Genomic DNA, 24,703 nt, shown 5'->3' with positions numbered 1-24,703 from the left:
CGGGGGCCCGGTCCGTGGGTACCGGGGGCCCCACGCCCCCCGAACACCCCAACCCCCCGGGGGGGGGCGCGCCCGCCCGCCCCCCCCCCGCCGGGCATGTCCGACCGGCCTGTGGAGTCGGCTACTTGAGCCAGGCGTCCACCTTGTCCTTGTTGGCGTCGACCCACTTCTTGGCCGCCGCGTCGTCCGTCATCTTGTCCTGGGCGATGTACTTGGCGACCTGGTTCTGGTCGTCGTTCGTCCAGTTGAAGTTCTTCACCAGGTTGTAGGCCGGGCTGCCCGACTTGGCGAACTTCGCGCTGACGATCTTGTCGAGGTCGTACACGGGGTAGTCGCAGGCGACCTTCGAGGCGACGGCGTCGCACCCGGTCGTGTACTTCGGCAGCGAGACCTTCTTCAGCGGGACCTCGGACAGGAACCACTGCGGCTCGTAGAAGTAGCCGATGACCCACTTCTTGTTCTTCTCGGCGTCCCGGAAGGACTGGATGAGCGCGGTCTCACTGCCCGCGTACACCACCTTGAAGTTCAGCTTCAGGTTCGTCACCAGGGCCGCGTCGTTGGTGACGTAGGACGGGTCGCCGTCCAGGAGCTGGCCCTTGCCGCCCGACTCCGAGGTCTGGAACTTCGACGCGTACTTGTTGAGGTTGTTCCAGTCGAGGATGTCGGGGTGCGCCTTGGCCAGCCACGGCGGCACGTACCAGCCGATGATGCCCTTGTTGCCGGTCTGGCCGGCCTCCACGGCGGTCTTCTGCCCGGTGATGTACTTCTTCTTCAGGTCGTCGTGGCCCCAGTTCTCCAGGACGGCGTCGACCTCGCCGGTCCCGAAGCCCTGCCAGGCGATCTGCTCCTTGAGGTCCTTCTTGGTGACCGTGCAGCCGAGGTTGTGCTGGGCGACGTACGCGACGACCGCCGCGTCCGCCTCGTAGCCCACCCAGGGGTTGACCGCGAGGTTGAAGGTGCCGCACTTGCCGGAGCTGCCCGCGCCTGCGCCCGAGGAGGTGTCGCCGACCTTCGCCCCGCCGCACGCGGTGAGGGTGAGGCCGAGGACGGCCAGGCCGGCCGCGCCGGCTCTCCAGTGTCTTGCCATGGTGTCCTGCTCCTTAAGCGCTCGCGCGTCGCGCCGCTGCCTGAGTGATCCGGTCGAACATGACTCCGAGCAGTACGATGGCGAGTCCTGCCGCCAGCCCCTTGCCGTACAGCTCTCCCTGCGAGAAGCCGGCCACGACGTCGTAGCCGAGGGCGCCCGCTCCTACCAGGCCGCCCACAACAACCATCGACAGCACGTAGATCAGGCCCTGGTTGGTCGCGAGCGTCAGGGCACTGCGTGACATCGGCAGTTGAACCTTGGTGATGATCTGCCAGGTGTTGCACCCGGCGGACATGGCCGCCTCCACGGTGGTCTCGGGCACGGCCCGGATCCCGTCCGCGATGATCTTCATGGCGACCGGTGCCGCGTAGACGATCGCCGCGACGATGGCGGTGAAGCGCGTCGCGCCGAACAGCGCCAGGAACGGCACGAGGTAGACGAACGGCGGCATGACCTGGGCCGCGTCGAGCGTGGGCCGGATCAGCCGGTCCACCAGCATGCTGCGGCCCATCCACACGCCGAAGACGACACCGAGGACCATCACCAGCACGGTGGCGACCAGCGTGGAGGCCAGGGTGGTCATGCCGTCCGACCACACGCCGGTGCCCACCAGCAGGCCCACGCACACGGCCGTGGTGACCGCCGCGCGCCAGCCGCCCAGCACCACGGCCAGCGCGACCAGGACCGCTGCGACCAGCCACCACGGGGAGTCGGTGAGCAGTGACTGGAAGGGGTTGAGCAGGCCGTTGGTGATGACGTCCCGGACGGCGTTGGTCAGGCCCGACAGATGGTCCTGCGCCCAGGTGGTCGCGGTGTCGGCGGCGCTCGCTATGTGGCTGCCGATCGTGCCGTCGCCGGGGAAGTCGGCCGCCCACACATAGGTGTGCGAGAGGTAGGCCAGGACGGCGGCGATCGCCGCGCCGGCGCCCAGCAGCGGGCGGCGCCACTTCAGGAAGTGGTTCTTCGAGCGCCGGGCCTGCTCCTCACGGGCGCTGGCCGCCGTGGTGACCCGGTCCAGCACGATGGCCATCACGACGATCGCGAGGCCCGCGTTGAAGGCCGTACCGACGTCGAGGGACTGCAGCGCCTGGACGACGGTCTTGCCGAGGCCGGGCGCGTCGATCAGGGCGGCGATGGTGACCATGGCCAGGGCGGCCATGATGGTCTGGTTGACGCCCATCACGACGGTCCGCTTGGACATCGGCAGCAGCACCTTCAGCAGCGTCTGGCGCCGGGTGGCCCCCAGCGAGTCGGCCGCCTCGACCGTGGTGTGCGGCACGTTGCGGATGGCGTGCGCGGTGATGCGGATCGCCGGCGGGGCCGCGTAGATGACCGTGGCGATCGTCGCGGAGGCACCGCCGATGAGGAAGACCAGGGTCAGCGGCGCCAGATAGACGAACGTGGGCATCGTCTGCATGAAGTCGAGGAAGGGCGTGATGATCCGGTTGAACCGGTCGGACAGTCCCGCCCACACGCCGAGCGGGATCGCGAACAGCAGCGCGACCAGGACCGCGGACACCGTGAGCGCCAGCGTGTCCATGCTCTCCTGCCACAGGCCCTGCAGCCCGAAGAAGGTGAACCCGGCCACGGCCAGCAGCGCGACCCGCCAGTTGCCGACGGCCCAGGAGACGTAGCCCGCGAGGCCCACGACGCCGAGCCAGCCGATCTGCGGGACCGGACGGGAGCCGGACGGCTGGGAGATCAGGTGCTGGACGAAGGTCACCAGGTTGTCGATGACCAGCCGGATCTCGTTGAAGAAGTACAGGAAGAGCGGGTTGGAGTTGCGGTTGGCGCCGACGGAGTCGTTGAGGTCGTTGATCCAGCGGTGCAGCGAGGTGAGGTCCGCCGCGGCCAGCGACAGGGTCTGCTTTCCGCGCAGTACGGCGAAGAGCACCAGCCAGACGACGAGGATCGCGCCGATCACCAGGGGCCGGCTGACCCTGCGCGGTTCCTTGGCCGCGGCGACCGGCGCGGCGGCCTCGGTCTGCTCCGGTTGTTCCAGGGCGACGGTCATGTCCTGTCGCCTTCCTGCCCGGCGACCACCGACAGGATCTCCTCGTCGCCGACGATGCCGAGCAGCTTGCCGTTCTCGACGACCTTGACCGGCTTGTCGGCCGCGAGGACGGCCCGGGTGGCTTCCCGCACCACGACGTCCGGGCCCAGTTCGGGTCCGTCCAGCGGATCTCCGTCCGCCAGGGGCCGCATGATCCAGCGCAGGGTCAGGACGTCACCGCGCGGCACGTCCTTGACGAACTCGCGCACGTAGTCGTCGGCGGGAGCGCCCACGAGTTCGTCGCCCGTACCGCACTGGACCATCTTGCCGTCGCGCATGATCAGGATGCGGTCGCCCAGCTTGAGCGCCTCGGAGAGGTCGTGGGTGATGAACACCATGGTCTTGCCGACCTCGTGGTGCAGCCGGATGACCTCGTTCTGCATGTCACGGCGGATCAGCGGGTCGAGGGCGGAGAACGGCTCGTCGAAGAAGAGGACGTCCGGATCGCCCGCCAGCGCGCGGGCCAGGCCGACGCGCTGCTGCATACCGCCGGAGAGCTGGTCGGGGTAGGAGTTCTCGTACCCGGACAGGCCCACCAGCTCCACGACCTCCAGGGCCCGCTTGGTGCGCTCCGACTTGCTGGTGCCGCGGATCTCCAGGCCGAAGGCCACGTTGTCGACGACCCGGCGGTGGGGCAGCAGCCCGAAGTGCTGGAAGACCATGGAGAACTTGCGGCGGCGCAGGTCGCGCAGGCGCGCCGGGTCCGCGTCGCGGATGTCCTGGCCCTCGAAGACGATCTCGCCGGCGGTCGGTTCGATCAGCCGGGTCAGACATCGCACCAGCGTGGACTTGCCGGAGCCGGACAGGCCCATGACGACGAACACCTCGCCCGGCGCCACGTCGAAGCCGATGTCGCGCACGGCCGCGGTGCAGCCGGTACGGTCCATGAGCTCGCGGCGGCTGAGGCCGCACAGCTCCTCGGAGTCCGGCACCTTCTCGGCCTTCGGCCCGAACACCTTCCACAGCCTGCGCACGGATATGACCGGCGTGCCGTCCGAGTCCCTGGGTGTACCGCGCCGCTGCGGCACCTCGGTCTGTGTGGGGGTCACGTTCGACCTCTTTTCGGCGTTCAGCCGCTAAACCAGCGCTGCGGCCGGGGTTGGATGTTCTGCCAGACGTGCTTGGGCTCTCGGTACTCGTTCAGGCCGGTCGGTCCCAGCTCCCGGCCTGTGCCGGAGTGCCCGAAGCCACCCCATTCCGCCTGCGGCACATAGGGGTGGTAGTCGTTGATCCACACCGTGCCGTGACGCAGCCGCCGGGCGACCCGCTGGGCCTTGCCGGCGTCCTGTGTCCAGACGGCGCCGGCCAGTCCGTACTCGGTGTCGTTGGCGATGCGGACGGCGTCGTCCTCGTCGGTGAAGCGCTCGACGGTCAGCACGGGCCCGAAGGACTCCTCGTGCACCACACGCATCGCCTGGGTGCACTCGTCGAGGACGGTCGGCGGATAGTAGTGCCCGTTCACGAGGGCCGGGTCCTCGGGCCGGCGGCCGCCGCAGCGCAGTACGGCGCCCTCCGCGAGGCCCGCGGCGACGTACGCCTCGACCTTCTCCAGATGCTGCGCGGAGATCAGCGCGCCGGTCTCGGCGTCGGGGTCGAAGGGGCCGCCGAGGCGGATGAGCCGTGCGCGGCGGACGACCTCGTCGACGAAGCGATCGTGCAGCGAGTCCTCGACGATCAGCCGGGCGCCGGCCGAGCAGACCTGCCCGGAGTGCAGGAAGACGGCGGTGAGGGCGAAGTCGACGGCGGTCTCGAAGTCGGCGTCGGCGAAGACGACGTTCGGGTTCTTGCCGCCGAGCTCCAGCGCGACCTTCTTCACCGTCGCGGCGGCGGTGGCCATGATGTGCCGGCCGGTGTTCAGGCCGCCGGTGAAGGAGACCAGGTCGACGTCCGGGTGTTCGGACAGGGGTGCGCCCGCCTCGGGACCCGCGCCCAGGACCAGGTTGGCGGCACCGGCCGGGAGGCCGGCCTCCTCGAGCGCCTTCATCAGCAGGATCGAGGTGGAGGGGGTGAGCTCACTGGGCTTGAGGATGATCGTGTTGCCCGCCAGGAGCGCCGGTGCGACCTTCCAGCTGGCCTGCAGCAGGGGGTAGTTCCAGGGGGTGATCAGCCCGCACACCCCGACGGGTTCGTAGGTCACGCGGCTGACGGCGTCGTCGCGGCCGGTGTCGACCACACGGCCGGCGTCGGTGCCGGCGACCCCGCCGTAGTACCGGAAGCAGGAGACGACGTCGGCGATGTCGTACTCGCTCTCCACCAGCCGCTTGCCGGTGTCCAGCGACTCGGCGCGGGCGAAGTCCTTGGCGTCGCGCTCGATGATGTCGGCGGTGCGCAGCAACAGGGCGCCGCGTTCACGCTCGGGGGTGCGGGGCCAGGGCCCCTCGTCGAAGGCCCGGCGGGCCGCCGCGATCGCCGCCTCGGTGTCGGCACGCGTCCCCTCGGAGACGGTCGCGGCGAGGGTGCCGTCGGCGGGACAGCGGATCTCGCGGCGGCCGCCGGCCACCGGCTCCCGCCATTCACCGTCCACATACAGGTCTGCCACGCGCCCAGCCCTTCAACCGAAATGCGTTGCGCATCGTGCATCCAATTGCTTGTGGTGGAACACCCTGGCGAATGTGAAGACATACGTCAAGAGGTTGGCGGATGACGATTCAGCAAGGGGCCGACCGTCCCTTCTCTCTTGACCGAGGGCCCCTTCCGCTTGGACCATGTTGCGTATCGCTCACCAAGTTGTGCAATACGCACCAGCGGAGGCCGCATATGTCCCCTCGCCCCCAGCCCGGCCGTGAGTACGTCCTCACCCTCTCGTGTCCCGACAGCGCGGGCCTGGTCCATGCCGTGAGCGGGTTCCTGGTCAGGAACTCCGGCAACATCCTCGAGAGCCAGCAGTTCGACGACCGGCTCCAGGGCCGTTTCTTCATGAGGGTCCACTTCGATGTTTCCGATCCGAGCGTCGGTCTGGAACATCTGCGTTACCGCTTCGGACCCGTCGCCGAAGCACACCACATCTCCTGGACCCTCCGCGACGCGGCCACCCCGACCCGGACACTGATCATGGTGTCCAAGTTCGGGCACTGCCTGAACGACCTCCTCTTCCGCAAGCGCACCGGCGCCCTCAACATCGAGATCCCGGCGATCGTCTCCAACCACCGGGACTTCGAGAGCCTCGCGGAGACCTACGGCGTCCCCTTCCACCATGTCCCGGTCACCCGGGACACCAAGCCCGAGGCCGAGGCACGGCTGCTGGAGCTGGTTCGCGAGCTGGACGTCGACCTGGTGGTCCTGGCCCGCTACATGCAGATCCTCTCGGACGACCTGTGCAAGCAGCTCGAGGGCCGCGCGATCAACATCCACCACTCCTTCCTCCCCAGCTTCAAGGGCGCGCGCCCCTACGAGCAGGCCTACGAGCGCGGAGTGAAGCTCGTCGGGGCGACGGCGCACTACGTGACGCCGGACCTGGACGAGGGTCAGATCATCGAGCAGGACGTGGTCCGGGTGGACCACTCCCTCGACCCGGGTGAGCTGGTCACGGTCGGCCGGGACGTGGAGGCGCAGGTGCTTGCCCACGCGGTGAAGTGGCACAGCGAGAGCCGGGTGATGGTGGACGGCAACCGCACGGTGGTCTTCCGCTGAGCGGGACGGGACCGAGGGGCGGGCCGCAGAACACGGCCCGCCCCTCTTCGTATACGGGGATCAGTCGCCGTCGCGCTCCAGCAGGGCCCGGCGCCAGGCCTCCGTCTCGGCGATCTGGTTGAAGGTGAACAGGTGCAGGCCGGCCACGCCCGCCGACGGCGTGGTCAGGGCGTCCTCGCAGCGTTCCAGCAGCCTCTGGGGCGAGTGGCCCCCGGGGGCGGCGAGGCGCAGGAACCAGGACGCGTGCTTCGTCAGGAAGCGCGTCGACTCCCCCACACCGATCTTCGTGGCCATCGCCAGCAGCTTCGCCCGCTGGACGGGACCGGCGACGCCCACGTACACCGGCAGGGTGACGTCCCGGCGCCGTATACGGGCGATCCACTCCCCGAGCGTCCGCGGGTCGAAGCACAGGTTGCTCACGATGTACGTGGCGTGCTCCCGCTTGTCCCACATCGACTGGATGGTGATGTCGTCGTGGATGAGGGGGTGGCTCTCGGGATAGCCCGTGATGCCGACGTGGGGGAAGGGGCGGCCCAGCTCGCTCAGCGCCCGCAGCACCGGCAGGGCGCCGTCGTAGCCCCCGGCCGGCGGGTCCGCGTCGCCCGCCGGGACGAAGACGTCGTCCACCCCCGCCTCGCGCAGCCGGTCCGCGACCTCCTTCAGGTGCACCTCGTCCCGCAGCAGCCGTGCCGGGACGTGCGGGACGACGCGGTAGCCGTGCGCGGCGAGGCGGGCGGTGAGGTCGAGGGTCGGTTCCAGGCCCTTGACCGGCGACGCCGTCACGGTGACGACGACGTCGCGCGGGACATGGGCGAGGACCTTCTCCTCGGTCGACCTCGCGGGCAGCACCTCGTAGCGGACGCTGCCGAGCAGCGTCCGTATCCCCTGGGCGGTCAAGGTCTACCCCGCCTGCTTCTGGGCGTCGCGGTGGCGGTAGTACGCGGCCTTCGACGGCGCCAGGGGCTCCTTGCCGAGGATGAGGTCGGCGGCCTTCTCGGCGACCATCATCACCGGCGCGTAGATGTTGCCGTTGGTGACGTAGGGCATGACGGAGGCGTCCACGACCCGCAGCCCCTCCACTCCGTGGACCCGCATGCTGGCCGGGTCGACGACGGCCATCTCGTCGGTGCCCATCTTGCAGGTGCAGGACGGGTGCAGGGCCGTCTCGCCCTCCTCGGCGACCCAGGCGAGGATCTCCTCGTCCGTCTCCACCTTCGGTCCGGGCGAGATCTCACCGCCGTTGTAGGGGGCGAGGGCGGGCTGGTTGAGGAGCCTGCGGGCGACGCGGATCGCCTCGACCCACTCGCGGCGGTCCTGCTCGGTGGAGAGGTAGTTGAAGCGCAGGGCCGGGTGCTCGCGCGGATCCCGGCTCTTGATCTTCACCGAGCCGATGGCGTCGGAGTACATGGGCCCGACGTGCACCTGGTAGCCGTGGCCGCCGGCGGGCGAGGAGCCGTCGTAGCGGACCGCGACCGGCAGGAAGTGGAACATCAGGTTGGGGTAGTCGACGTCCTCGTTGCTGCGCGCGAAGCCGCCGGCCTCGAAGTGGTTGGTGGCGGCCGGCCCCTTCCGGAACAGCCACTGCAGGCCGATGAAGGGGGCGCGCCACTTCGCCATGTACGGCTGCATGGAGACGGGCTGCTTGCAGGCGTACTGGACGTAGACCTCCAGGTGGTCCTGCATGTTCTCGCCGACGCCCGGCAGGTCGTGCACGACGTCGATGCCGAGGGCGCTCAGCTCCGCCGCGTTGCCCACGCCGGAGAGCTGGAGCAGCTGCGGCGAGTTGATCGCGCCGCCGCACAGGATGACCTCCCGCGCGCGGACCTGCTGGAGGGCGCCCCGGCCGCGCTGGTACTCGACGCCGACGGCACGCTTGCCCTCGAACAGGACGCGGGTCACCAGGGCCCGGGTCCGCACGGTGAGGTTGGGGCGCTTCATGACGGGCTTGAGGTATGCCTTCGAGGCCGACAGCCGGCGTCCGCGGTGGACGTTGCGGTCGAACTTGGCGAAGCCCTCCTGCCGGTAGCCGTTGACGTCGTCCGTGGGGGCGTAACCCGCCTCCTCGGTGGCCTTCTGGAAGGCGGTGAACAGGGGGTTGGTCGCCGGGCCGCGTTCCAGGACGAGGGGTCCGTCGTGGCCGCGGAACTCGTCGTCCGGGTCGGCCGCCAGACAGTTCTCCATGCGCTTGAAGTAGGGCAGACAGTGCGCGTAGTCCCAGTTCTCCATGCCGGGGTCGGCGGCCCAGCGCTCGTAGTCCATGGGGTTGCCGCGCTGGAAGATCATGCCGTTGATGCTGCTGGAACCGCCCAGTACCTTGCCGCGGGCGTGGTAGATGCGGCGGCCGCCCATGTGCGGCTCGGGCTCGGACTCGTACTTCCAGTCGTAGAACCGGCTGCCGATCGGGTAGGTCAGCGCCGCGGGCATGTGGATGAAGACGTCCCACGGGTAGTCGGACCGGCCGGCCTCCAGCACCAGGACCCGGTTGGCCGGGTCCGCGGAGAGCCTGTTCGCCAGTGCGCTGCCGGCCGAACCGCCGCCGACGATGACGAAGTCGTATTGCAGGGGAGCCATGGTGCCTCGTCTCGCTCGCGCCGTAGATACGCGAGGCATGCTAATACCGGTAGCGCTATACGCACTAGGTTGCGAGCCACGCAACTTACGTGGGCTTCGTTTCGACGGGGTAACACGACCGCCGAGGCCGGCTTCGCCATGATCGGGGAACGCCCGTCGCGACGCGGGACGCCGCGCACCGCGTTCACCGGTCACCGTCGGCACGGTCCGGTGTCCGCGGGCGGCGCGTGCCGGCTGCTGCCCCCGGCGGACGACCGGGGCGCCCTCTCCTGCGCCCGCCCCGACGACCCGCCCCTGCGGCATCGCGGCCTGGCCGCAGCGCCCGTAACCCAGATCGGTGGCGTGCCTCCCCGTGGTCGACTTCAGCGCCCTGCGGGCCGGACCGCTCTGCGCCCATCGTCGCGGCATCACCCACGTCACCGGCACGGCGCCGGATCTGGACGACACCGCGCCGGAGGCCGAACACGGACTCCGGACTGCCCGATCTCAACCGCCTGACGGAACGCATGGGTTCGGTGCACGAGGCCGGCCGGGCCGTGGCGGTGCACTGCGTGACATGCCCGCCGGGTTGGTCCCGCGCCTGCGGGAGCGGCAGGGACAGATCGTCGGCGCAGCGGAACGGCTCACGGCACGGCGGGCGTTGGACGCCCACCTCGGTTCCCCCGCCGCGCCCGGGGCCCCCGCCGACCTCCTCCTGATGCGCGTCCCTCTCGCCGAGGCGCTCGCCCGGCTCGCCTCCGACCATGTGGCGGTGGCGCTGGTCAACGGCCGGGTGGTCCACTCATGCGGGTGGGCCCGGCCGGTGTTCGCGGAAGCGATAAGCGCCCGGACACACCAATCACCCGGTACCAAATGAAATGACCTGGTCAGCGTCCCGAGGGTAAACACTCTGTGCCGTACTACGCGTATAGTTTCGTCGTGAGCAACCACAGCCAAGACACCGAAACGTCAAATTCGCAGGCCGGCGGAGTGCAGTCGGTCGATCGAGCCATCAGCGTCCTCGAGATCCTGGCCCACCGCGGGGAGGCCGGCGTCAGCGAGGTGGCCGCCGAGATCGATGTTCACAAGTCCACCGCGTTCCGTCTGCTCGGCGCCCTGGAGGCGCGCGGTCTGGTGGAACAGGCCGGTGAGCGCGGCAAGTACCGCCTCGGCTTCGGCATCGTGCGGCTGGCCGGCGCGGTCACCGGCCGGCTGGACATCACGCAGCAGGGGCGCGCGGTGTGCGAGCGGCTCGCCGAGGAGATCGGCGAGACGGTCAACATCGCGGTCATGCAGGAGCATTACGCGATCAACCTGTACCAGGTGCGCGGCCCGGCGGCCGTCGCCGCGCACAACTGGGTCGGGGAACTGACCCCGCTGCACGCCACCTCCAGCGGCAAGATCCTGCTGGCGCACCTGCCCGCCAAGGAGCGCGCGGCGCTGCTCGCCGACGCGGGCCTGAAGAAGGTCACCCCGCACACCATCACCGCGAAGACCAAGCTCGAGAAGAACCTCACCGACGCGCGTGAGCGGGGCTACGCCTACACCCTGGAGGAGCTGGAGATCGGCCTGCACGCCATGGCCGCGCCGATCCGCAACCGGGACGGCGAGGTCATCGCGGCGCTGAGCGCCTCCGGGCCCTCGTACCGGTTCACCGAGGAGCGCCTGCACGAGCTCTCCCCGGTGCTGCTCAAGGGCGCCGAGGAGATCAGCCACCGGATGGGCTACCTGGGCTGAGTCAGCCCTGGGAGATCCCCAGCCGCTCGTTCACCCAGTGGTGGAAGGCGCCGATGTGGTGCTCGCTGGGTACCAGCACGCCGCCCTTGGCGTACATCCGGGAGTGCATCCCGGGCTGGGTGCGCTCGCACGCCTCGAAGTCCTGCCGGTTGACCCGGTCGAACAGTTCCACGGACCGGCTGACGTCCTTGCCGCTGTCGACGACGTGCGGCAGGTAGAGCCAGTCGCACTCGACGATCGTGCGGTCGGCTGCCACCGGGTACATGCGGTGGAAGATCACGTGGTCGGGCACGAGGTTGATGAACACCTGCGGCTTGACGGTGATCGCGTAGTAGCGGCGGTCCTGCTCTTCGGCGACACCCGGTATGCGGTCGAGGCCCTCGCTGCCGTCGACGGTGAAGCCCTGGATCTCCTCACCGAACTCGGCACCGTGTCCGACGTAGTACTGGGCCGCGTATCCGTCGGCGAACTCCGGGAGCACCTCGGTCAGTTCGGGGTGGATGGTGGCGCAGTGGTAGCACTCCATGAAGTTCTCGATGATGAGCTTCCAGTTCGCCTTCACGTCGTAGACGATCCGACGGCCCACCGAGAGGTTCTCGATGCCGTAGTGCTCGATCGACTCGACGTCGCCGAGCCGGCCGATCACCTCACCGACGACGTCCTCCTCGAAGGACGGCGGGTTCTCCGCCAGGCACACCCACACATAGCCGAGCCATTCGCGCACGGCCACGCTCACCAGGCCGTACTCGGTGCGGCCGACGTCGGGCATCTTGGTGAGGTTGGGCGCGGCGACGAGCTTGCCGTTGAGGTCGTAGGTCCAGGCGTGGTACGGGCATTGGAAGGCCCGCTTGACCTCGCCGGTCTCCTCGGTGCAGATCCTGGCGCCACGGTGGCGGCACACGTTGAAGTACGCACGGATGGAGTTGTCGCGCGCGCGGGTGACGAGGATGCTCTCGCGCCCCACGTCGACGGTGCGGAAGGCGCCCGGCTTGGCCAGTTCGGAGGCGCGCGCCACGCAGAACCACATGGTCTCGAAGATGCGCTCCTGCTCCTGGGCGAAGATCCCGGGGTCCGTATAGGAGGAACCGGGCAGGGTGGCGATCAGGCTGTCCGGCAGGCTGGTCGAGGTCACGGTGCACTCCTCGGGAAACGTCGTGGCGGGGTCATTCACGCGGCGAGCTGCCGGCGCAGACGGGTGAACAGGCGCGGCTGGTTCATCCCGAGCACGGCGACCGGACGGCCGGAACGCCGGTAGACGGCGAGGACGTTGCGGTCCTCGGCGGCGCCTTCCTCGATGGTCACGCTGTCGGCGCCGGCCGCGTGACCCGCGAACTGGATCTTGACACCGTACTGGTCGGACCAGAAGTACGGCGGCCGGGGGACACCCGGTTCCACCGCGCCGCCCGCCAGCAGGGTGGCGATCGCGGCGTCGGGCCGCTCGCGCGCACCGGTCCAGTGCTCGACCCGGCGGTGCAGGCCCGCGCGCGGGTCGTACCAGTTGGCGCAGTCACCCACCGCGACCACGCCGGCCAGGCTGGTGCGGCCGTCGGAACCGCACTTGACGCCGTTGTCGAGCGCGACGCCGGAGCCCTCCAGCCACTCGACGCAGGGGCGTGCGCCGACGCCGACGACAACGAGGTCGGCGGGGACGCTGCGGCCGTCCTCGAGCAGGACGGCCTCGATGCGCCGCTCCCCGCTCAGCCCCTTCACGCCGACGCCGCACAGCAGTCGTACGCCGTGGTCCGCGTGGAGGGCGGAGACGAGGGCCCCCATGGTCTCGCCGAGGGGTCCGGCCAGCGGGGTCGGGGCCGCCTCGACCACGGTGACGTCGAGTCCGAGGGCCGAGGCGGTGGAGGCGACCTCGGCGCCGATGAAGCCGCCGCCGATCACCACCAGGCGTCCGCCGCGGGCCAGGTCCTCGCGCAGGGCGCGGGCGTCGTCCAGGGTGCGCAGGGTGTGCACACCGGCCAGGCCCTCGGAGCCGGGCAGGGTGCGGGCGGCGGCGCCGGTCGCGATGACGACGCCGTCGGCGCGGACCTCCCGTCCGTCGGCGAGCCGGACGGCACGGTCGGTGCGGTCGAGGCCGGTGGCGCGGGTGCCGAGCAGCCACTCCGCACCGAGGTCCTCGTCCTCGGTCTCCAGGACCAGGTCCGCCTCGCCGAGGGTGCCGGCCAGGAACTCCTTGGACAGCGGCGGCCGGTCGTAGGGGCGGTGGTGTTCGTCGCCGATGACGACGAGCCGGCCGTCGTAGCCCTGCTTGCGCAGTGACCGTGCCGCCGACAGACCCGCCAGCGAGGCGCCCACCACGGCCACGGTCCTCACGCGGGACCCCCGGCGAGCCGGGAGGCGACGCAGGGCGGCAGGTTGGGGGCGTCCGTGGACACCTGGACGTAGACCGTCCCGTCCTCGATGACGACCTGGTGCGTCCGCACCGGCAGCTTGGCCGGCGGGGCGTCGACGGCGCCGGTGCGCAGGTCGAACTTCGAGGCGTGCAGCGGGCATTCCACCTCGCAGCCCTCCAGCCAGCCGTCGGCGAGCGAGGCGTCCTGGTGAGTGCAGGTGTCGTCGATGGCGAAGACCTCGCCGTCGTCGGTGTGGAACACCGAGACCGGCGGATCGATGTCGAGCCGGAGGGCCTCGCCTCGCGGGAGATCCACGAGACGGCACGCGGGAATCATCATGACACCTCGGTGCGTATAGCGAAACGGATTGCGGTAAGCGCAACATCAGTCTGAGGTCGGCCCAGAACCCTTGTCAAGGAGTTCAGAGGCCTTGTCGCACCCTCTCGGCCGTTGCTCGTCATGCAACTCGAAGCATGATAAGCAACACTCGAAAAGCAGGGTGCGACCCTGGAACGATGCATGTGTGCAGGTCAGCGGGTCAGTGACCGCGCCGGATCCACTCCTGGAGGTGCGGGGCCTCCACAGCGACGGTCGTCGTCTCTCCGTGACCGGTGTGCACGACCGTCCCTCCGGGCAGGGTCAGCAGCCTGTCGCGGATCGACTCGATGATGGTCGGGAAGTGGCTGTACGACCTTCCCGTGGCCCCGGGGCCGCCCGCGAAGAGGGTGTCGCCGCTGAAGAGCGCCGAGAGCGCCGGCGCGTACAGGCAGACGGCGCCCGGGGCGTGGCCGGGGGTGTGCAGCACGGTCAGCTCGACCCCCGCCACGGACAGGGTCTGCCCGTCGGCGAGTTCGGCGTCCGGCGCACGGTCGGGATGGGTCTGTTTCCACAGCGGCAGGTCGTCGGGGTGGAGCAGGACCGGGGCGCCGGTGCGCTCGGCCAGGGCCGGTGCGGCATCGATGTGGTCGTTGTGGGCGTGGGTGCACACGATGGCCGTCAGCCGCCGCTCCCCCACCGCCTCGGCGATCGCGTCCGCGTCATGGGCGGCGTCGATCACGATCGCCTCATGGTCGTCGCCGACGATCCACACGTTGTTGTCGACGTCCCAGGTGCCACCGTCCAGCGAGAAGGTGCCCGAGGTCACGAGACGTCCTATGCGGGCGCCGGCCATCACAGCACCACCACCGAGCGCAGGACGTCGCCGCCGTGCATCCGCTCGAAGGCCTTCTCCACCTCGTCCAGGGCGATCGTCTCGGTCACGAAGGCGTCCAGGTCCAGGCGGCCCTGGAGGTAGAGGTCGATGAGCATCGGGAAGTCGCGGCTGGGCAGGCAGTCGCCGTACCAGGACGACTTCAGCGAACCGCCGCGGCCGAAGACGTCCAGCAACGGCAGCTCCAGCTTCATCTCCGGTGTGGGCACACCGACCAGGACCACCGTGCCCGCCAGGTCCCGGGCGTAGAAGGCCTGCTGGTACGTCTCCGGGCGGCCCACCGCCTCGATCACCACGTCGGCACCGAAGCCGCCGGTCAGCTCGCGGATCGCCGTCACCGCGTCGACCTCACGCGAGTTGACGGTGTGGGTGGCGCCCAGCTGCCGGGCGGTGGCGAGCTTGCGGTCGTCGACGTCCACGGCGATGATCTTCGCCGCGCCGGCCAGCCGGGACCCGGCGATCGCCGCGTCGCCCACGCCCCCGCAGCCGATGACCGCCACACTGTCGCCGCGTCCCACGTTGCCGGTGTTGATCGCGGCGCCGATGCCCGCCATCACCCCGCAGCCCAGCAGACCCGCGGCAGCCGGGGAGGCGGCCCGGTCGACCTTGGTGCACTGCCCGGCCGCCACCAGCGTCTTCTCCGCGAACGCGCCGATGCCCAGCGCCGGGGACAGCTCGGTGCCGTCGAGCAGGGTCATCTTCTGCTTCGCGTTGTGGGTGCTGAAGCAGTACCAGGGCCGCCCACGCAGACAGGCCCGGCACTGACCGCACACGGCACGCCAGTTGAGGATCACGAAGTCACCGGGCGCCACGTCCGTGACGCCCTCCCCCACCGACTCCACCACGCCTGCGGCCTCGTGGCCCAGCAGGAACGGGAACTCGTCGTTGATGCCGCCCTCGCGGTAGTGCAGGTCGGTGTGACAGACCCCGCAGGCCTCGATCTTCACCAGCGCCTCCCCGGGTCCCGGATCCGGCACGATGATCGTCTCCAGGCTGACGGGGGCGCCCTTCTTCCGGGCGACGACAGCGCGGACCTGATGAGTCATGGCCACTCCTCGACTGGTACGAGACCTGGGTCAGATGTTGCTCATTGCGGCACGCAGAGCACGTGTCGCAACACAGCATCATGGAGCGCCGACCGGGGGTCAAGAAGCGTTCACCTGGCGATGACGGGCAGCACCGGTTTGCGGATCAGCAGCAGGGCCGCGTCGTCGTGGAGCCGTCCGCCCACGTGGGCCAGCAGTTCGTCGTGGAGGGCGTCGAGGGTGCGGGCCGGCTCTTCGGAGGCGTGGCGCGCGAGCCCTTCGTGGAGCGGATAGAACGCGCGGCCCCGGTCGCGGGCCTCGGTGACCCCGTCCGTGTAGAGCAGCAGCTGGTCCCCGTCGGCGAAGGGCAGCACCTGGAGGCCGGGGGTGTGGCCGGTGAGCGCGCGCAGGCCGAGGGGCGGTGCGGGATGCGCGGGCTCCACCGGCTCGACCACCGTGGCGCCCACCGAGCGGCGCACCAGCAGCGGAGGCGCGTGCCCGCAGTTGACCATCTCGAGCCGACCCGCCCCGGGGTATCCGGCGACCACGGCGGTGACGAAGTCGTCCGCGCCGAGGTTGCGCGCCAGGCTCCGCTCGATCCGGTCGACGACGGCCAGGAGATCGGGCTCGTCCCAGGCGGCCTCGCGGAACACGCCGAGCACCAGGGCGGCGGTTCCCACCGCCGGCAGTCCCTTGCCGCGCACGTCGCCGACGATCAGCCGGACCCCGTACGGCGTCGCTATCAGGGCGTACAGGTCCCCGCCGATGCGGGCCTCGGCCGCCGCGGCACTGTAGCGGACGGCGACCTGGAAGGGGCCGACGGTCGCCGGGACCGGCTTGAGCAGCGCGTGCTGCGCGGTCTCGGCGACGGAGCGCACGGCCGCGAGCACCCGTTCCCGGCGTCCGCGCAGCGCGCTGGCGAGGCCGCTCGCCAGGGTGACCGCCACCAGGGCGGACAGGACGACGGCGAGTTCGTCGCCGGGCACCGCGTCCCGGGTGCTGAGGAGCATGCCCAGCGCCGCGGCGAGCACGCCCACGCAGAGCACACCGCGCGGCCTGTTGGTGGTGGCGGCGAGGGCGGGACCGGCGGCCAGCAGCGGCAGCCAGATCATGTCCCCCGCACCGGCGAGATCGGTGAGCCCGACGGCGGAGACGATCAGCGCGGGCAGGGCGGGTGCCCAGCGGGTCAGCTGTTCTCGGGCCTGACTCATGCTCTTGCGCAGTCCTCATCTCTCGGGGCACACCGGGTCCCGGGCCCCGTCGTCAAACGTGTGTTTCCTCCAGGAAACGAGGTCGCTCCCGGGCGTCGCAAGGAGAGGAATTTCAGATAGTGAGCGAGAGGCCCCTGGTCACGCGGCTCGCCGTCGGGATCAGCCGCTCCCTGACCTCCCGCAGCCGGGAGAGCCGCTCGGCCGGCATGGAGACGCCCAGCGAGCCGAGCGTGTCCCCGCAGTAGACGGGCACGGCGACACAGACCGTGCCGAGCGAGTACTCCTCGAGGTCGGTGACGGCGGGGGCGACCGGTGAGGAGTCCAGGCGGCGCAGCAGTTCCGGCGGGCTGGTGATGGTCCGCGGGGTGAGATCGGTGAGGTGGTGGCGGGAGAGGTAGTCCTTGCGGGCCTCGTCGTCCAGTTCCCGCAGCACGGACTTGCCCAGCGCGGTGGCGTGTCCCGCGTCCTCGAACCCCACCCAGAGGTCGACGCGGGGTGCCCGGGGGCCGTCCACGATCTCGGCGACACGGATCTCGCCGTCCTCGTAGAAGGTGAGGTAGGCGGCGGTGGCGAGTTCGTCCCGCAGTGCCGCGAGCGTGGGCCGCACCCTGCTGAGCAGCGCCTGTGCGCGGCCCGTGGTGCCCAGCGTCTGCACCTTGTCGCCCAGCACGAACCGGCCGTCCTCCACCTTGCGCACGTATCCGTCGTGCACCAGCGTCCGCAGCAGGTGGTAGGCGGTGGCCAGGGGCAGCCCGGTCTCCCGGGCCAGTTGCTTGGCCGGCGCGCCGTTCTCGTGCGCGCTGACCGTCTCCAGCAGCCGGAAGGCCCGCTGGACGGACGTGATCAGCGTGGGGCCGTCGTGCGCACCCATGGCACAAGGGTGCGCCCGGCGCCCACGGCGGGCAAGGGGAGCACGCGGGATCGGCTCAGTGGGCGATCCGGTAGCGGTGTTCCGGGCGGCCGGTGGCCCCGTAGCGGAGTTCGAGGCGGACCATGCCCTCCTTCACGAGGTAGGAGAGGTAGCGCTGGGCCGTGGCGCGGGAGACCCCGGTGCGTTCGGCGGCCTCCGCGGCCGACAGGGCGTCGGAGGCGCTGCGCAGGGTCTGGTGCAGCAGGGCGAGGGTGGGCGCGGAGTGGCCCTTGGCGGGAACGCGGGGCACGGCCGGCGGGCGGGCGGCGCTGAACAGGGCGTCCACGTCGGCCTGGTCGGTCTCGGGAACCGTGCCGAGGGCGTCCATGCGGTGCTGCAGTTCGCGGTAGGCGGTGAGCCGCTCGGCCAGGTCGGGCGCGCCGAAGGGCTTGACGAGGTAGCCGACGGCACCGAGCTTCATGGCGATCCGCACCGAGGTGATGTCCCGGTCGGCGGTGATCATGATCGCGTCGGGGCGGTCGCCGCCCCGGTCACCGCTGAGCCGGCGCAGCACGTCGAGTCCGCTGCCGTCGGGCAGGAAGATGTCGAGCAGCAGCAGGTCGGGGTGCAGGGCGCGCACCGCCTCCAGCGCCTCGGCCACGGACGCCGCCTGGCCCACCACCTCGAAGCCCCGGACGCGGGACACGTAGTCGCAGTGGATGCGGCTCACCCGGAAGTCGTCGTCCACCACGAGGGTCCGGATCACCAGCGATCGCCTCCCGCCGTACCGTCGGACGTGCCGACCGGCACCTTCGTGAACAGGGCGCCCCGCGGGACCGGGGCCGCGTCGGGCAGCGGCAGCAGCACGGTGAAGACGGCACCGGGCCCCTCGCTGACCGTGATCGTGCCGCCATGCCGCTGCACCAGCCGGTGCACGAGGGCGAGTCCGAGGCCGCGCCGGGCGGTGCCGCGGTCCGGACGGGTCGACCAGCCGTCCTCGAAGATCGCCTCGGCGGCGCCCGGCGGGATGCCGGGACCGGTGTCGGCGACCTCCACCCGCACCGCGTCGACGGCCTCGACGATGGACAGCCGTACCTCGGCGCCGCCGGGGCCGGCCGGTCCGGTCGCCGACGCGTCGATCGCGTTGTCCAGCAGGTTGCCCACGATGGTCAGCAGCCGGCGCAGGTGCGGCGGGTTCTCACCGAGGGCGGAGTCGTCACTGAGGACGATCCGCACCCCGCGTTCCGCGGCCACCGTGGTCTTGGCGACGACCAGTCCCACGAGCAGCGGGTTGCCGATCCGTTCCCGTACGGACTCGGTCAGCGCCTGTTCGGCGCCGGCGGTCTCGACGGCGAACTCGTAGGCGGCGTCGTGGTCGCCGATGTCCAGCAGCCCGGCCACGGTGTGCATCCGGTTGGTGAACTCGTGCTGCTGGGCGCGCAGCGCGTCCGTCAGCCCGCGTACCGAGTCCAGTTCGCGCAGCAGCCCGATCAGCTCGGTGCGGTCCCGTACGGTGACGACGGCTCCCAGTTCCCGGCCGTGCAGGGCGACCGGCATCCGGTTGACGACCAGGCAGTGGTCGTCGGTGAGCACGCTGATGTCGCTGCCCGTCACGGTGCCGTCCAGGGCGCGGCGCAGCCGTCCGTCCGGCAGCACCTCGTCCAGGGTGCTGCCGAGCGCGGTGCCGAGGCCGAGCAGGGTGCGCGCCTCGTCGTTGACCACGGTGATCCTGCCGTCGGGGTCGAAGGCGACGATCCCCTCGCGGATGCCGTGCAGCATGGCCTCCCGGTCCTGCAGCAGTCCGGCGATCTCCTCCAGTTCCAGTCCGAACGTCGTCCGCTTGAGCCGCCTGGCCAGCAGGAAGGCGGCCGCGGAGCCGAGCGCGACGGCGATGGCGCTGTACAGACCGAAGGTGGGCAGCTCACGCCACAGCTCACCCAGCACATGGTGCTCGGTGATACCCGCGGACACCTCGCCGACCAGCTTGCCGCTGGGGCCGTACAGCGGGGCCTTGCCGTTGGCGGAGCGGCCGAGCCCGCCCTGGTCGGTGCCGACGTGCGACTTGCCGTCCAGCACCACGATCGGGTCACCCGTCGGCACACCGACCAGCGCCGGGTCGGGGTGGGAGTGCCGGACACCGCGCAGGTCGAGTACGACCACGTACGAGGCGCTCGAGGCCTTCCGGATCCGTTCGGCCACCCGCTGAACCAGGTCGCCGCCGCCCCCGTACTCCATGGCGTGGCGGATCTCCGGTTCGGCGGCCGTGGTCTTCGCGATGGCCAGCGCGCGCTGCTCGTAGGCGCGGTCGATCTCGCTGCGCTGCGCGAAGGCGAACAGCACGAAACCGATCAGCCCGGTCAGCGCCAGGATGACCAGCTGGTTGGCCAGGATCCGCGCGGAGAGCCGTCCCCTCCCGCCGCGGCCGATCGGGATACGGATGGGTGTCACGGGTGAAATCTGCCTGTCGTACGGGGATCGGGCGCGGCCCCTGCGCCGTACCCGTGGTGGCGTGATTGTGCCCCCGTCACGACTGTATGCCCACCCCCGGTCTTCTGAGCAGAACGAGCAAAACCCCGGGTAACACCGCTAACGCGGGATACGGATGAAACAGCGACGTAACACCCAGGGGCCTCTAGCGTCTGCCTTCCTCGACCTCCGAGGTTAGGAAGGAGAGGCCTCAGATGGCTTCACGAAACGATGCGGCGGTGAGCCTGGTCGCCGAGAAGGACGGCCAGGACAGCGCACGAGTCGAGATTTCCGGGCTCACCAAACGATTTCTGACTCCTGCGGGTGAGGTGTTCACGGCACTGCAGGACGTTTCGTTCACCGTGGAGCCCGGCCAGTTCTGCGCGGTGGTGGGGCCGACCGGTTGCGGCAAGTCGACCACGCTCGGTCTGGTGTCCGGGCTCGACCGCCCCAGTGAGGGCTCGGTCAAGGTGGGCGGCCGTGAGGTGGACGGCGTCACCGACGGCGTCAGCTTCATGTTCCAGGCCGACGCGCTGCTCCCTTGGAAGACCGTCCTCGGCAACGTGCTGATGGGCCCCGTCTTCCGCGGTGTGCCCAAGCAGAAGGCGCAGGCCTCGGCACGCGACTGGCTGCGCCGGGTGGGTCTCTCCGGATTCGAGGACCGCTACCCGCACCAGCTCTCCGGCGGTATGCGCAAGCGTGTGGCCATGGCCGCGGCGCTGATCAACGAACCCAGGATCCTCATCATGGACGAGCCGTTCGGCGCCCTGGACGTGCAGACCAAGGCGATCATGTCGACCGAGCTGCTCAGCCTGTGGGAGCAGATCCGGCCGTCGGTCATCTTCATCACCCACGACCTCGACGAGGCCGTGGCGCTCGCCGACCGGGTCGTCGTCATGACGTCCAGCCCCGGCTCGGTCAAGGCGGTCTTCGACATCGACCTGCCGCGCCCGCGCGGCTCGGTCCAGGAGATCCGTTTCCAGCCCCGCTTCATCGAACTTCAGCACCAGATCTGGGACTCGCTGCGCGAGGAGGTGGAGCGCGCCTACGCACGCACCGCAGGAGGTAAGGCATGAGCACGACGTCCACCGTTTCCACCGCCACGGTCAAGAGCGGCGGTCAGACCTCGGCCTCGGCGGCCGCCAAACGCAAGGTGCGCAAGCGCATCGCACTGGTGTGGGCGGGCCGCATCGGCCTCGCGGCCATCGTCCTCGGAGGCTGGCAGGCCTTCACCACCTGGGGGATCGTCGACAAGTTCTTCTTCGGGCAGCCGTCGGGCATCGCCAAGCGACTGGTCCAGTATTTTCAGCACGGCACCGAGACGGGGTCCTTCTACGCGAACATCTGGACCACGATCCAGGAGGCACTCGTCGGCTTCGGCATCGGCACCATCGCCGGAGTGATCTTCGGCGTCGCGCTGGGCCAGAGCCGCTTCCTCGCCGAGGTGCTCGGCCCGTACATCAAGGTCGTGAACGCGATCCCGCGTATCGTCCTCGGCTCGATCTTCATCGTGGCGTTCGGCATCGGCACGCTGCCGAAGATCCTGCTCGCCGCGGTGCTGGTGTTCTTCATCGTCTTCTTCAACGCCTTCCAGGGCGTCCGTGAGGTCGACCGCAACATCCTCGCCAACGCCAAGGTGCTCGGCGCCTCGCAGATGCAGATCATCCGGCACGTCACCGTGCCCTCGGCGCTCACCTGGATCATCGCCAGCCTGCACAGCGCCTTCGGCTTCGCCATCGTCGGCGCGCTGGTCGGCGAGGTGCTCGGTGCGCAGAGCGGCCTCGGCCTGGTCATCAAGACCGCGCAGGACCAGTTCGACCCCAACGGCGTGTTCGCGACGATGCTCGTCATCGCGGTCATCGTGCTCGGCGCCGAGTGGCTGATCGGCAAGCTGGAGCACCGGCTCCTGTCCTGGCGCCCGCCGGCCCAGTCCGAGGCCAACTCCCTCTGACACCAGCTCCCTTCGAGCTGCCCCGTCAATCCCACCCTGCTGTCCCGTCCCAGGTTGTTCCATCCCAGCAAAGGAATGTGGTCCGCCATGTCCAGACGACCCGTCGCCGTCGCCGCGTCCGTACTCACCGTTCTCGCCCTCGGTGCCGTCAGCGCCTGCTCCGGCAGCTCGAACTCCAGCACCTCCGCCCAGTCCGGCGGCGGCTCCGTGCCGACCGTCAAGCTCATGGTCGGCGGCATCGACAAGCAGATCTACCTGCCCTACGAACTCGCCCAGAACCTGGGCTTCTACAAGAAGTACGGCGTGAACGTCCAGCTGAGCACCGAGTCGAACGGCGGCATCGGCGCCGAGGAGGCCATGGCCTCCGGGCAGGTGGACATGGCGGGCGCCTGGTACGAGCACACCATCGAGTTCCAGGTGAAGGGGAAGGCGGTCGAGGACATCGTCCAGCTGTCCGGTGCGCCGGGCGAGCGGGAGATGTGTACCAAGAACAGCGGTGTGCACTCGGGCGCCGACTTCAAGGGCAAGACCTTCGGCGTCACCGACATCGGTTCGGGCACCGACACCCTGACCCGGTTCATGGCGGCGCAGAAGGGCGTCAAGACCAGCGAGTTCCACCGGATCGGTGTCGGCGCGGGTGCCACCGCCGTCGCCGCGCTGCAGAACGGCAAGACGGACTGTGTCATGACGACGCAGCCGACCGTCGCCGCGATGGAGAAGAAGGGCGTCGCGGCCTCCGCCATCAACCTGGCCAGCACCGACGGCGCCAAGCAGGCACTGGGCGGCGCCTGGCCGGCCGCGTCCGTCATCGCGCAGACCAGCTGGGTCAACTCGCACAAGGACGCGGCCCAGAAGGTCGTCGACGCGCTCGTCGCCACCATGCACTGGATCAACTCGCACAGCGCGGCGGACATAGCGAACAAGCTGCCGGCGTCGTACGTGTCGAACCAGCTGGTGACCAAGGCCGACTACATCTCGGCGCTGGCCCAGGACAAGGGCCAGTTCCTCCCGGACGGCATCATGCCGGCCGGCGGTCCGAAGACCGTTCTGGCGACCGAGGAGCTGGTCGGGCAGGCGACCTCGAAGGTGAACCTCGGTACGACGTTCACCAATGACTTCGCCATCAAGGCCAACAAGTTGGAGGGCTTCACCACCACCACGACCCCGGCGGGCTCGAACGGCTGAGTCCGACGGCACTCACGGGGCCGCCCGGGTACCTGACACCCGGACGGCCCCGCGTCGTACGTCCGGCTCAGGCCGGTTGACCTTGACCCAAGGTGAGCCCGCAGGATCAGCACCCGGATGAGGACGCTGGGGAGTCGAGGAGCAAGGGTGCCGGGTCGCGCGAAGGTGCTGGTGGATGTTCGGCCGCTGCGAGTGACCGGTTTCCGGCGCCTGTGGGCGGCCGGCATCGTGACCGCTCTGGGAGCCCAGTTGACGGCGGTCGCGGTGCCGTTGCAGATCTACTCCTTCACCGGCTCATCGGCCTGTGTCGGACTCGCGGGCCTGGTGGGCTTCGCCCCCATGGCGCTGGCGGCGCTGTGGGCGGGCGCGCTCGCGGACGTGAGGGACCGGCGGCGCGTGCTGCTGGTGACCACGACGGGCGTCGGCGCGACCTCCGTCCTGCTGTGGGCACAGACGTGGGCCCACCTGCGCTCGATCGCGGTACTGCTCCTGCTGGCCGGCGTGCAGCAGGCCCTGTTCGGGGCCAACAGCGCGGTGAGCAGGGCGGTGACGCCCCGGCTGGTGCCGCCCGGACTGCTGGCCGCCGCCAACGCGCTGCAGTCCTTGGTGGTCATGTCCACCGGCATCGCGGGCCCGCTGCTGGCCGGCGCCCTGCTCCAGGTCCTGGGCAGCGAGGCCCTGTACCTGGCGGACGCGGCGGCCGTCTGCGCGACGGTGTGGGCGGTGTGGCGCCTGCCTCCCCTGCCCCCGGCCGCCACCGGCGGGAGCACGCCGGGCGCGGGGCTCCGGCGGATCGCGGACGGTCTGCTTGTGCTGACGCGCCATCGACTCGTCCTCGTGGTCTGCCTCTGCGACTTCGCCGCCCTGGTCCTGGCCCTCCCCACGGCGCTCTTCCCGCAGCTGACCCGGGAGACCTTCGAGCCGTCGGACATCGGCGTGCTGTACGCCGCCCTGTCGGTCGGAGGCGTGCTGGCGGCCCTGTTCTCCGGCGCGTTCACCACGGTCGGCCGCCACGGCGTCGCGGTCGCCGTCTCGATCGCCCTGTGGGGACTGGCGGTCGTGGGCTTCGGCCTGTCCCGCTCCCTGGTCGTGGCTGCGGGCTGGCTGGTCGTGGCGGGCGGCGCACTGCTCACGCTGGGCGTCTTTCGCAAGACGGTCCTGCAGACCGCCGTGTCGGACGACATGCGCGGCCGCCTGCAGGGCATCGACACCGTGCTGGCGGCGGGCGGACCGCGCCTGGGCGACCTCGTCCACGGCATGGCCGGCGCATCCCTCGGCGCCACCTGGACGATCACCGGCGGCGGCGCCCTGACCGCCGCGACGGCCCTCGCCGCACTCCTCCTCTTCCCAGCCCTGCGCCGCCACACGGCGACGGTCCCCGTTCGCCGCTAGATCCGCCCAGGCGG

The 24,703-nt window shown here is 70.4% G+C and carries 22 protein-coding genes; 7 read left to right on the top strand and 15 right to left on the bottom strand.

Features of this window, described 5'->3' with window-relative positions:
* Window positions 1-121: 121 nt before the first annotated feature.
* The 4 genes from ACIRVK_RS27490 to ACIRVK_RS27475 are packed head-to-tail and all read right to left on the bottom strand — an operon-like array spanning window position 122 to window position 5,679.
* Window positions 122-1,087 (bottom strand): ABC transporter substrate-binding protein, encoded by a 966-nt coding sequence (locus ACIRVK_RS27490; RefSeq protein ID WP_404251557.1) that lies wholly within the window; start codon window positions 1,085-1,087, stop codon window positions 122-124.
* 13 nt (window positions 1,088-1,100) lie between these two features.
* Window positions 1,101-3,101, bottom strand: a complete 2,001-nt coding sequence (locus tag ACIRVK_RS27485) for an ABC transporter permease (RefSeq protein WP_404251555.1) — start codon at window positions 3,099-3,101, stop codon at window positions 1,101-1,103.
* Window positions 3,098-4,189, bottom strand: a complete 1,092-nt coding sequence (locus tag ACIRVK_RS27480; protein WP_404251553.1) for a glycine betaine/L-proline ABC transporter ATP-binding protein — start codon at window positions 4,187-4,189, stop codon at window positions 3,098-3,100. The genes ACIRVK_RS27485 and ACIRVK_RS27480 overlap by 4 nt, the downstream gene beginning before the upstream one ends.
* A gap of 20 nt (window positions 4,190-4,209) precedes the next feature.
* The gene (locus ACIRVK_RS27475) at window positions 4,210-5,679 is read right to left on the bottom strand and encodes an aldehyde dehydrogenase family protein (protein WP_404251551.1); all 1,470 of its coding nucleotides are present in this window, start codon (window positions 5,677-5,679) and stop codon (window positions 4,210-4,212) included.
* A 218-nt stretch (window positions 5,680-5,897) separates the two neighbouring features.
* Between ACIRVK_RS27475 and purU the strand changes: the two genes are divergently transcribed.
* Window positions 5,898-6,770: a formyltetrahydrofolate deformylase gene (gene purU, locus ACIRVK_RS27470; RefSeq protein WP_404251549.1), complete on the top strand. Its 873-nt coding sequence runs from the start codon at window positions 5,898-5,900 to the stop codon at window positions 6,768-6,770.
* Between the two features lie 60 nt (window positions 6,771-6,830).
* Here purU and ACIRVK_RS27465 read toward each other — a convergent pair whose 3' ends face one another.
* Both ACIRVK_RS27465 and betA read right to left on the bottom strand, forming a co-directional pair.
* Window positions 6,831-7,667 (bottom strand): 5,10-methylenetetrahydrofolate reductase, encoded by an 837-nt coding sequence (locus ACIRVK_RS27465; RefSeq protein WP_404251547.1) that lies wholly within the window; start codon window positions 7,665-7,667, stop codon window positions 6,831-6,833.
* Window positions 7,668-7,670: 3 nt separating this feature from the next.
* Entirely contained in the window at window positions 7,671-9,341 is a 1,671-nt protein-coding gene (gene betA / locus ACIRVK_RS27460) for a choline dehydrogenase (RefSeq protein ID WP_404251545.1), read from the bottom strand.
* A 556-nt stretch (window positions 9,342-9,897) separates the two neighbouring features.
* Here betA and ACIRVK_RS27455 point away from each other — a divergent pair.
* Window positions 9,898-10,197, top strand: a complete 300-nt coding sequence (locus ACIRVK_RS27455; RefSeq protein ID WP_404251543.1) for a hypothetical protein — start codon at window positions 9,898-9,900, stop codon at window positions 10,195-10,197.
* Between the two features lie 113 nt (window positions 10,198-10,310).
* On the top strand, window positions 10,311-11,057 hold the full coding sequence (locus ACIRVK_RS27450) for an IclR family transcriptional regulator (protein ID WP_404251541.1): 747 nt from the start codon (window positions 10,311-10,313) through the stop codon (window positions 11,055-11,057).
* 1 nt (window position 11,058) lies between these two features.
* Here the strand turns inward: ACIRVK_RS27450 and ACIRVK_RS27445 are convergent, their stop codons facing one another.
* The 9 genes from ACIRVK_RS27445 to ACIRVK_RS27405 all read right to left on the bottom strand — a co-directional run bounded on the left by ACIRVK_RS27445 (window position 11,059) and on the right by ACIRVK_RS27405 (window position 20,143).
* Complete coding sequence (locus tag ACIRVK_RS27445) at window positions 11,059-12,189, bottom strand: aromatic ring-hydroxylating dioxygenase subunit alpha (RefSeq protein ID WP_404251539.1); 1,131 nt, start codon at window positions 12,187-12,189, stop codon at window positions 11,059-11,061.
* Window positions 12,190-12,224: 35 nt separating this feature from the next.
* Window positions 12,225-13,379, bottom strand: coding sequence for an NAD(P)/FAD-dependent oxidoreductase (locus tag ACIRVK_RS27440; RefSeq protein WP_404251537.1), 1,155 nt, complete (start codon window positions 13,377-13,379; stop codon window positions 12,225-12,227).
* Window positions 13,376-13,738 (bottom strand): bifunctional 3-phenylpropionate/cinnamic acid dioxygenase ferredoxin subunit, encoded by a 363-nt coding sequence (locus tag ACIRVK_RS27435; RefSeq protein WP_404251535.1) that lies wholly within the window; start codon window positions 13,736-13,738, stop codon window positions 13,376-13,378. The genes ACIRVK_RS27440 and ACIRVK_RS27435 overlap by 4 nt, the downstream gene beginning before the upstream one ends.
* Before the next feature lie 199 nt (window positions 13,739-13,937).
* Window positions 13,938-14,570, bottom strand: a complete 633-nt coding sequence (locus ACIRVK_RS27430; RefSeq protein ID WP_404251533.1) for an MBL fold metallo-hydrolase — start codon at window positions 14,568-14,570, stop codon at window positions 13,938-13,940.
* Window positions 14,570-15,655, bottom strand: a complete 1,086-nt coding sequence (locus ACIRVK_RS27425; RefSeq protein ID WP_404251531.1) for an S-(hydroxymethyl)mycothiol dehydrogenase — start codon at window positions 15,653-15,655, stop codon at window positions 14,570-14,572. Before ACIRVK_RS27425 ends, ACIRVK_RS27430 begins: the two co-directional genes overlap by 1 nt.
* A gap of 110 nt (window positions 15,656-15,765) precedes the next feature.
* A complete protein-coding gene (locus tag ACIRVK_RS27420) occupies window positions 15,766-16,845 on the bottom strand; it encodes a PP2C family protein-serine/threonine phosphatase (RefSeq protein WP_404251529.1) in 1,080 nt (359 codons plus the stop codon).
* A gap of 112 nt (window positions 16,846-16,957) precedes the next feature.
* Window positions 16,958-17,716, bottom strand: coding sequence for an IclR family transcriptional regulator (locus tag ACIRVK_RS27415; RefSeq protein WP_404251527.1), 759 nt, complete (start codon window positions 17,714-17,716; stop codon window positions 16,958-16,960).
* Between the two features lie 55 nt (window positions 17,717-17,771).
* On the bottom strand, window positions 17,772-18,461 hold the full coding sequence (locus tag ACIRVK_RS27410) for a response regulator (RefSeq protein ID WP_404251525.1): 690 nt from the start codon (window positions 18,459-18,461) through the stop codon (window positions 17,772-17,774).
* Window positions 18,458-20,143, bottom strand: a complete 1,686-nt coding sequence (locus ACIRVK_RS27405; RefSeq protein WP_404251523.1) for an ATP-binding protein — start codon at window positions 20,141-20,143, stop codon at window positions 18,458-18,460. Before ACIRVK_RS27405 ends, ACIRVK_RS27410 begins: the two co-directional genes overlap by 4 nt.
* A gap of 233 nt (window positions 20,144-20,376) precedes the next feature.
* On the opposite strand from ACIRVK_RS27405, the gene ACIRVK_RS27400 reads away from it, so the two are divergent.
* The 4 genes from ACIRVK_RS27400 to ACIRVK_RS27385 all read left to right on the top strand — a co-directional run bounded on the left by ACIRVK_RS27400 (window position 20,377) and on the right by ACIRVK_RS27385 (window position 24,689).
* Complete coding sequence (locus ACIRVK_RS27400; RefSeq protein ID WP_404251521.1) at window positions 20,377-21,237, top strand: ABC transporter ATP-binding protein; 861 nt, start codon at window positions 20,377-20,379, stop codon at window positions 21,235-21,237.
* Entirely contained in the window at window positions 21,234-22,112 is an 879-nt protein-coding gene (locus ACIRVK_RS27395; protein WP_404251519.1) for an ABC transporter permease, read from the top strand. Before ACIRVK_RS27400 ends, ACIRVK_RS27395 begins: the two co-directional genes overlap by 4 nt.
* A gap of 87 nt (window positions 22,113-22,199) precedes the next feature.
* On the top strand, window positions 22,200-23,297 hold the full coding sequence (locus tag ACIRVK_RS27390; protein ID WP_404251517.1) for an ABC transporter substrate-binding protein: 1,098 nt from the start codon (window positions 22,200-22,202) through the stop codon (window positions 23,295-23,297).
* 147 nt (window positions 23,298-23,444) lie between these two features.
* A complete protein-coding gene (locus ACIRVK_RS27385) occupies window positions 23,445-24,689 on the top strand; it encodes an MFS transporter (RefSeq protein WP_404251515.1) in 1,245 nt (414 codons plus the stop codon).
* The last annotated feature ends 14 nt before the right edge of the window (window positions 24,690-24,703 follow it).

Origin of the sequence: Streptomyces sp. NPDC101152 (assembly GCF_044768275.1) — a bacterium.
Taxonomy (GTDB): Bacteria; Actinomycetota; Actinomycetes; order Streptomycetales; family Streptomycetaceae; genus Streptomyces.
Note: the sequence above shows the minus strand (reverse complement) of the source record. Positions and strands in the feature narration are given on the sequence as shown.

Excerpts from the sequence above, each read along its gene's own strand:
- ACIRVK_RS27435 (WP_404251535.1), bottom strand. The coding sequence starts at position 13,738 with ATGATGATTCCCGCGTGCCGTCTCGTGGATCTCCCGCGAGGCGAGGCC.
- ACIRVK_RS27395 (WP_404251519.1), top strand. The coding sequence starts at position 21,234 with ATGAGCACGACGTCCACCGTTTCCACCGCCACGGTCAAGAGCGGCGGT.
- purU (WP_404251549.1), top strand. The coding sequence starts at position 5,898 with ATGTCCCCTCGCCCCCAGCCCGGCCGTGAGTACGTCCTCACCCTCTCG.
- ACIRVK_RS27420 (WP_404251529.1), bottom strand. The coding sequence starts at position 16,845 with ATGAGTCAGGCCCGAGAACAGCTGACCCGCTGGGCACCCGCCCTGCCC.
- ACIRVK_RS27390 (WP_404251517.1), top strand. The coding sequence starts at position 22,200 with ATGTCCAGACGACCCGTCGCCGTCGCCGCGTCCGTACTCACCGTTCTC.
- ACIRVK_RS27485 (WP_404251555.1), bottom strand. The coding sequence starts at position 3,101 with ATGACCGTCGCCCTGGAACAACCGGAGCAGACCGAGGCCGCCGCGCCG.
- ACIRVK_RS27415 (WP_404251527.1), bottom strand. The coding sequence starts at position 17,716 with ATGGGTGCGCACGACGGCCCCACGCTGATCACGTCCGTCCAGCGGGCC.
- ACIRVK_RS27400 (WP_404251521.1), top strand. The coding sequence starts at position 20,377 with ATGGCTTCACGAAACGATGCGGCGGTGAGCCTGGTCGCCGAGAAGGAC.
- ACIRVK_RS27430 (WP_404251533.1), bottom strand. The coding sequence starts at position 14,570 with ATGGCCGGCGCCCGCATAGGACGTCTCGTGACCTCGGGCACCTTCTCG.
- ACIRVK_RS27425 (WP_404251531.1), bottom strand. The coding sequence starts at position 15,655 with ATGACTCATCAGGTCCGCGCTGTCGTCGCCCGGAAGAAGGGCGCCCCC.
- ACIRVK_RS27455 (WP_404251543.1), top strand. The coding sequence starts at position 9,898 with ATGCCCGCCGGGTTGGTCCCGCGCCTGCGGGAGCGGCAGGGACAGATC.
- betA (WP_404251545.1), bottom strand. The coding sequence starts at position 9,341 with ATGGCTCCCCTGCAATACGACTTCGTCATCGTCGGCGGCGGTTCGGCC.
- ACIRVK_RS27490 (WP_404251557.1), bottom strand. The coding sequence starts at position 1,087 with ATGGCAAGACACTGGAGAGCCGGCGCGGCCGGCCTGGCCGTCCTCGGC.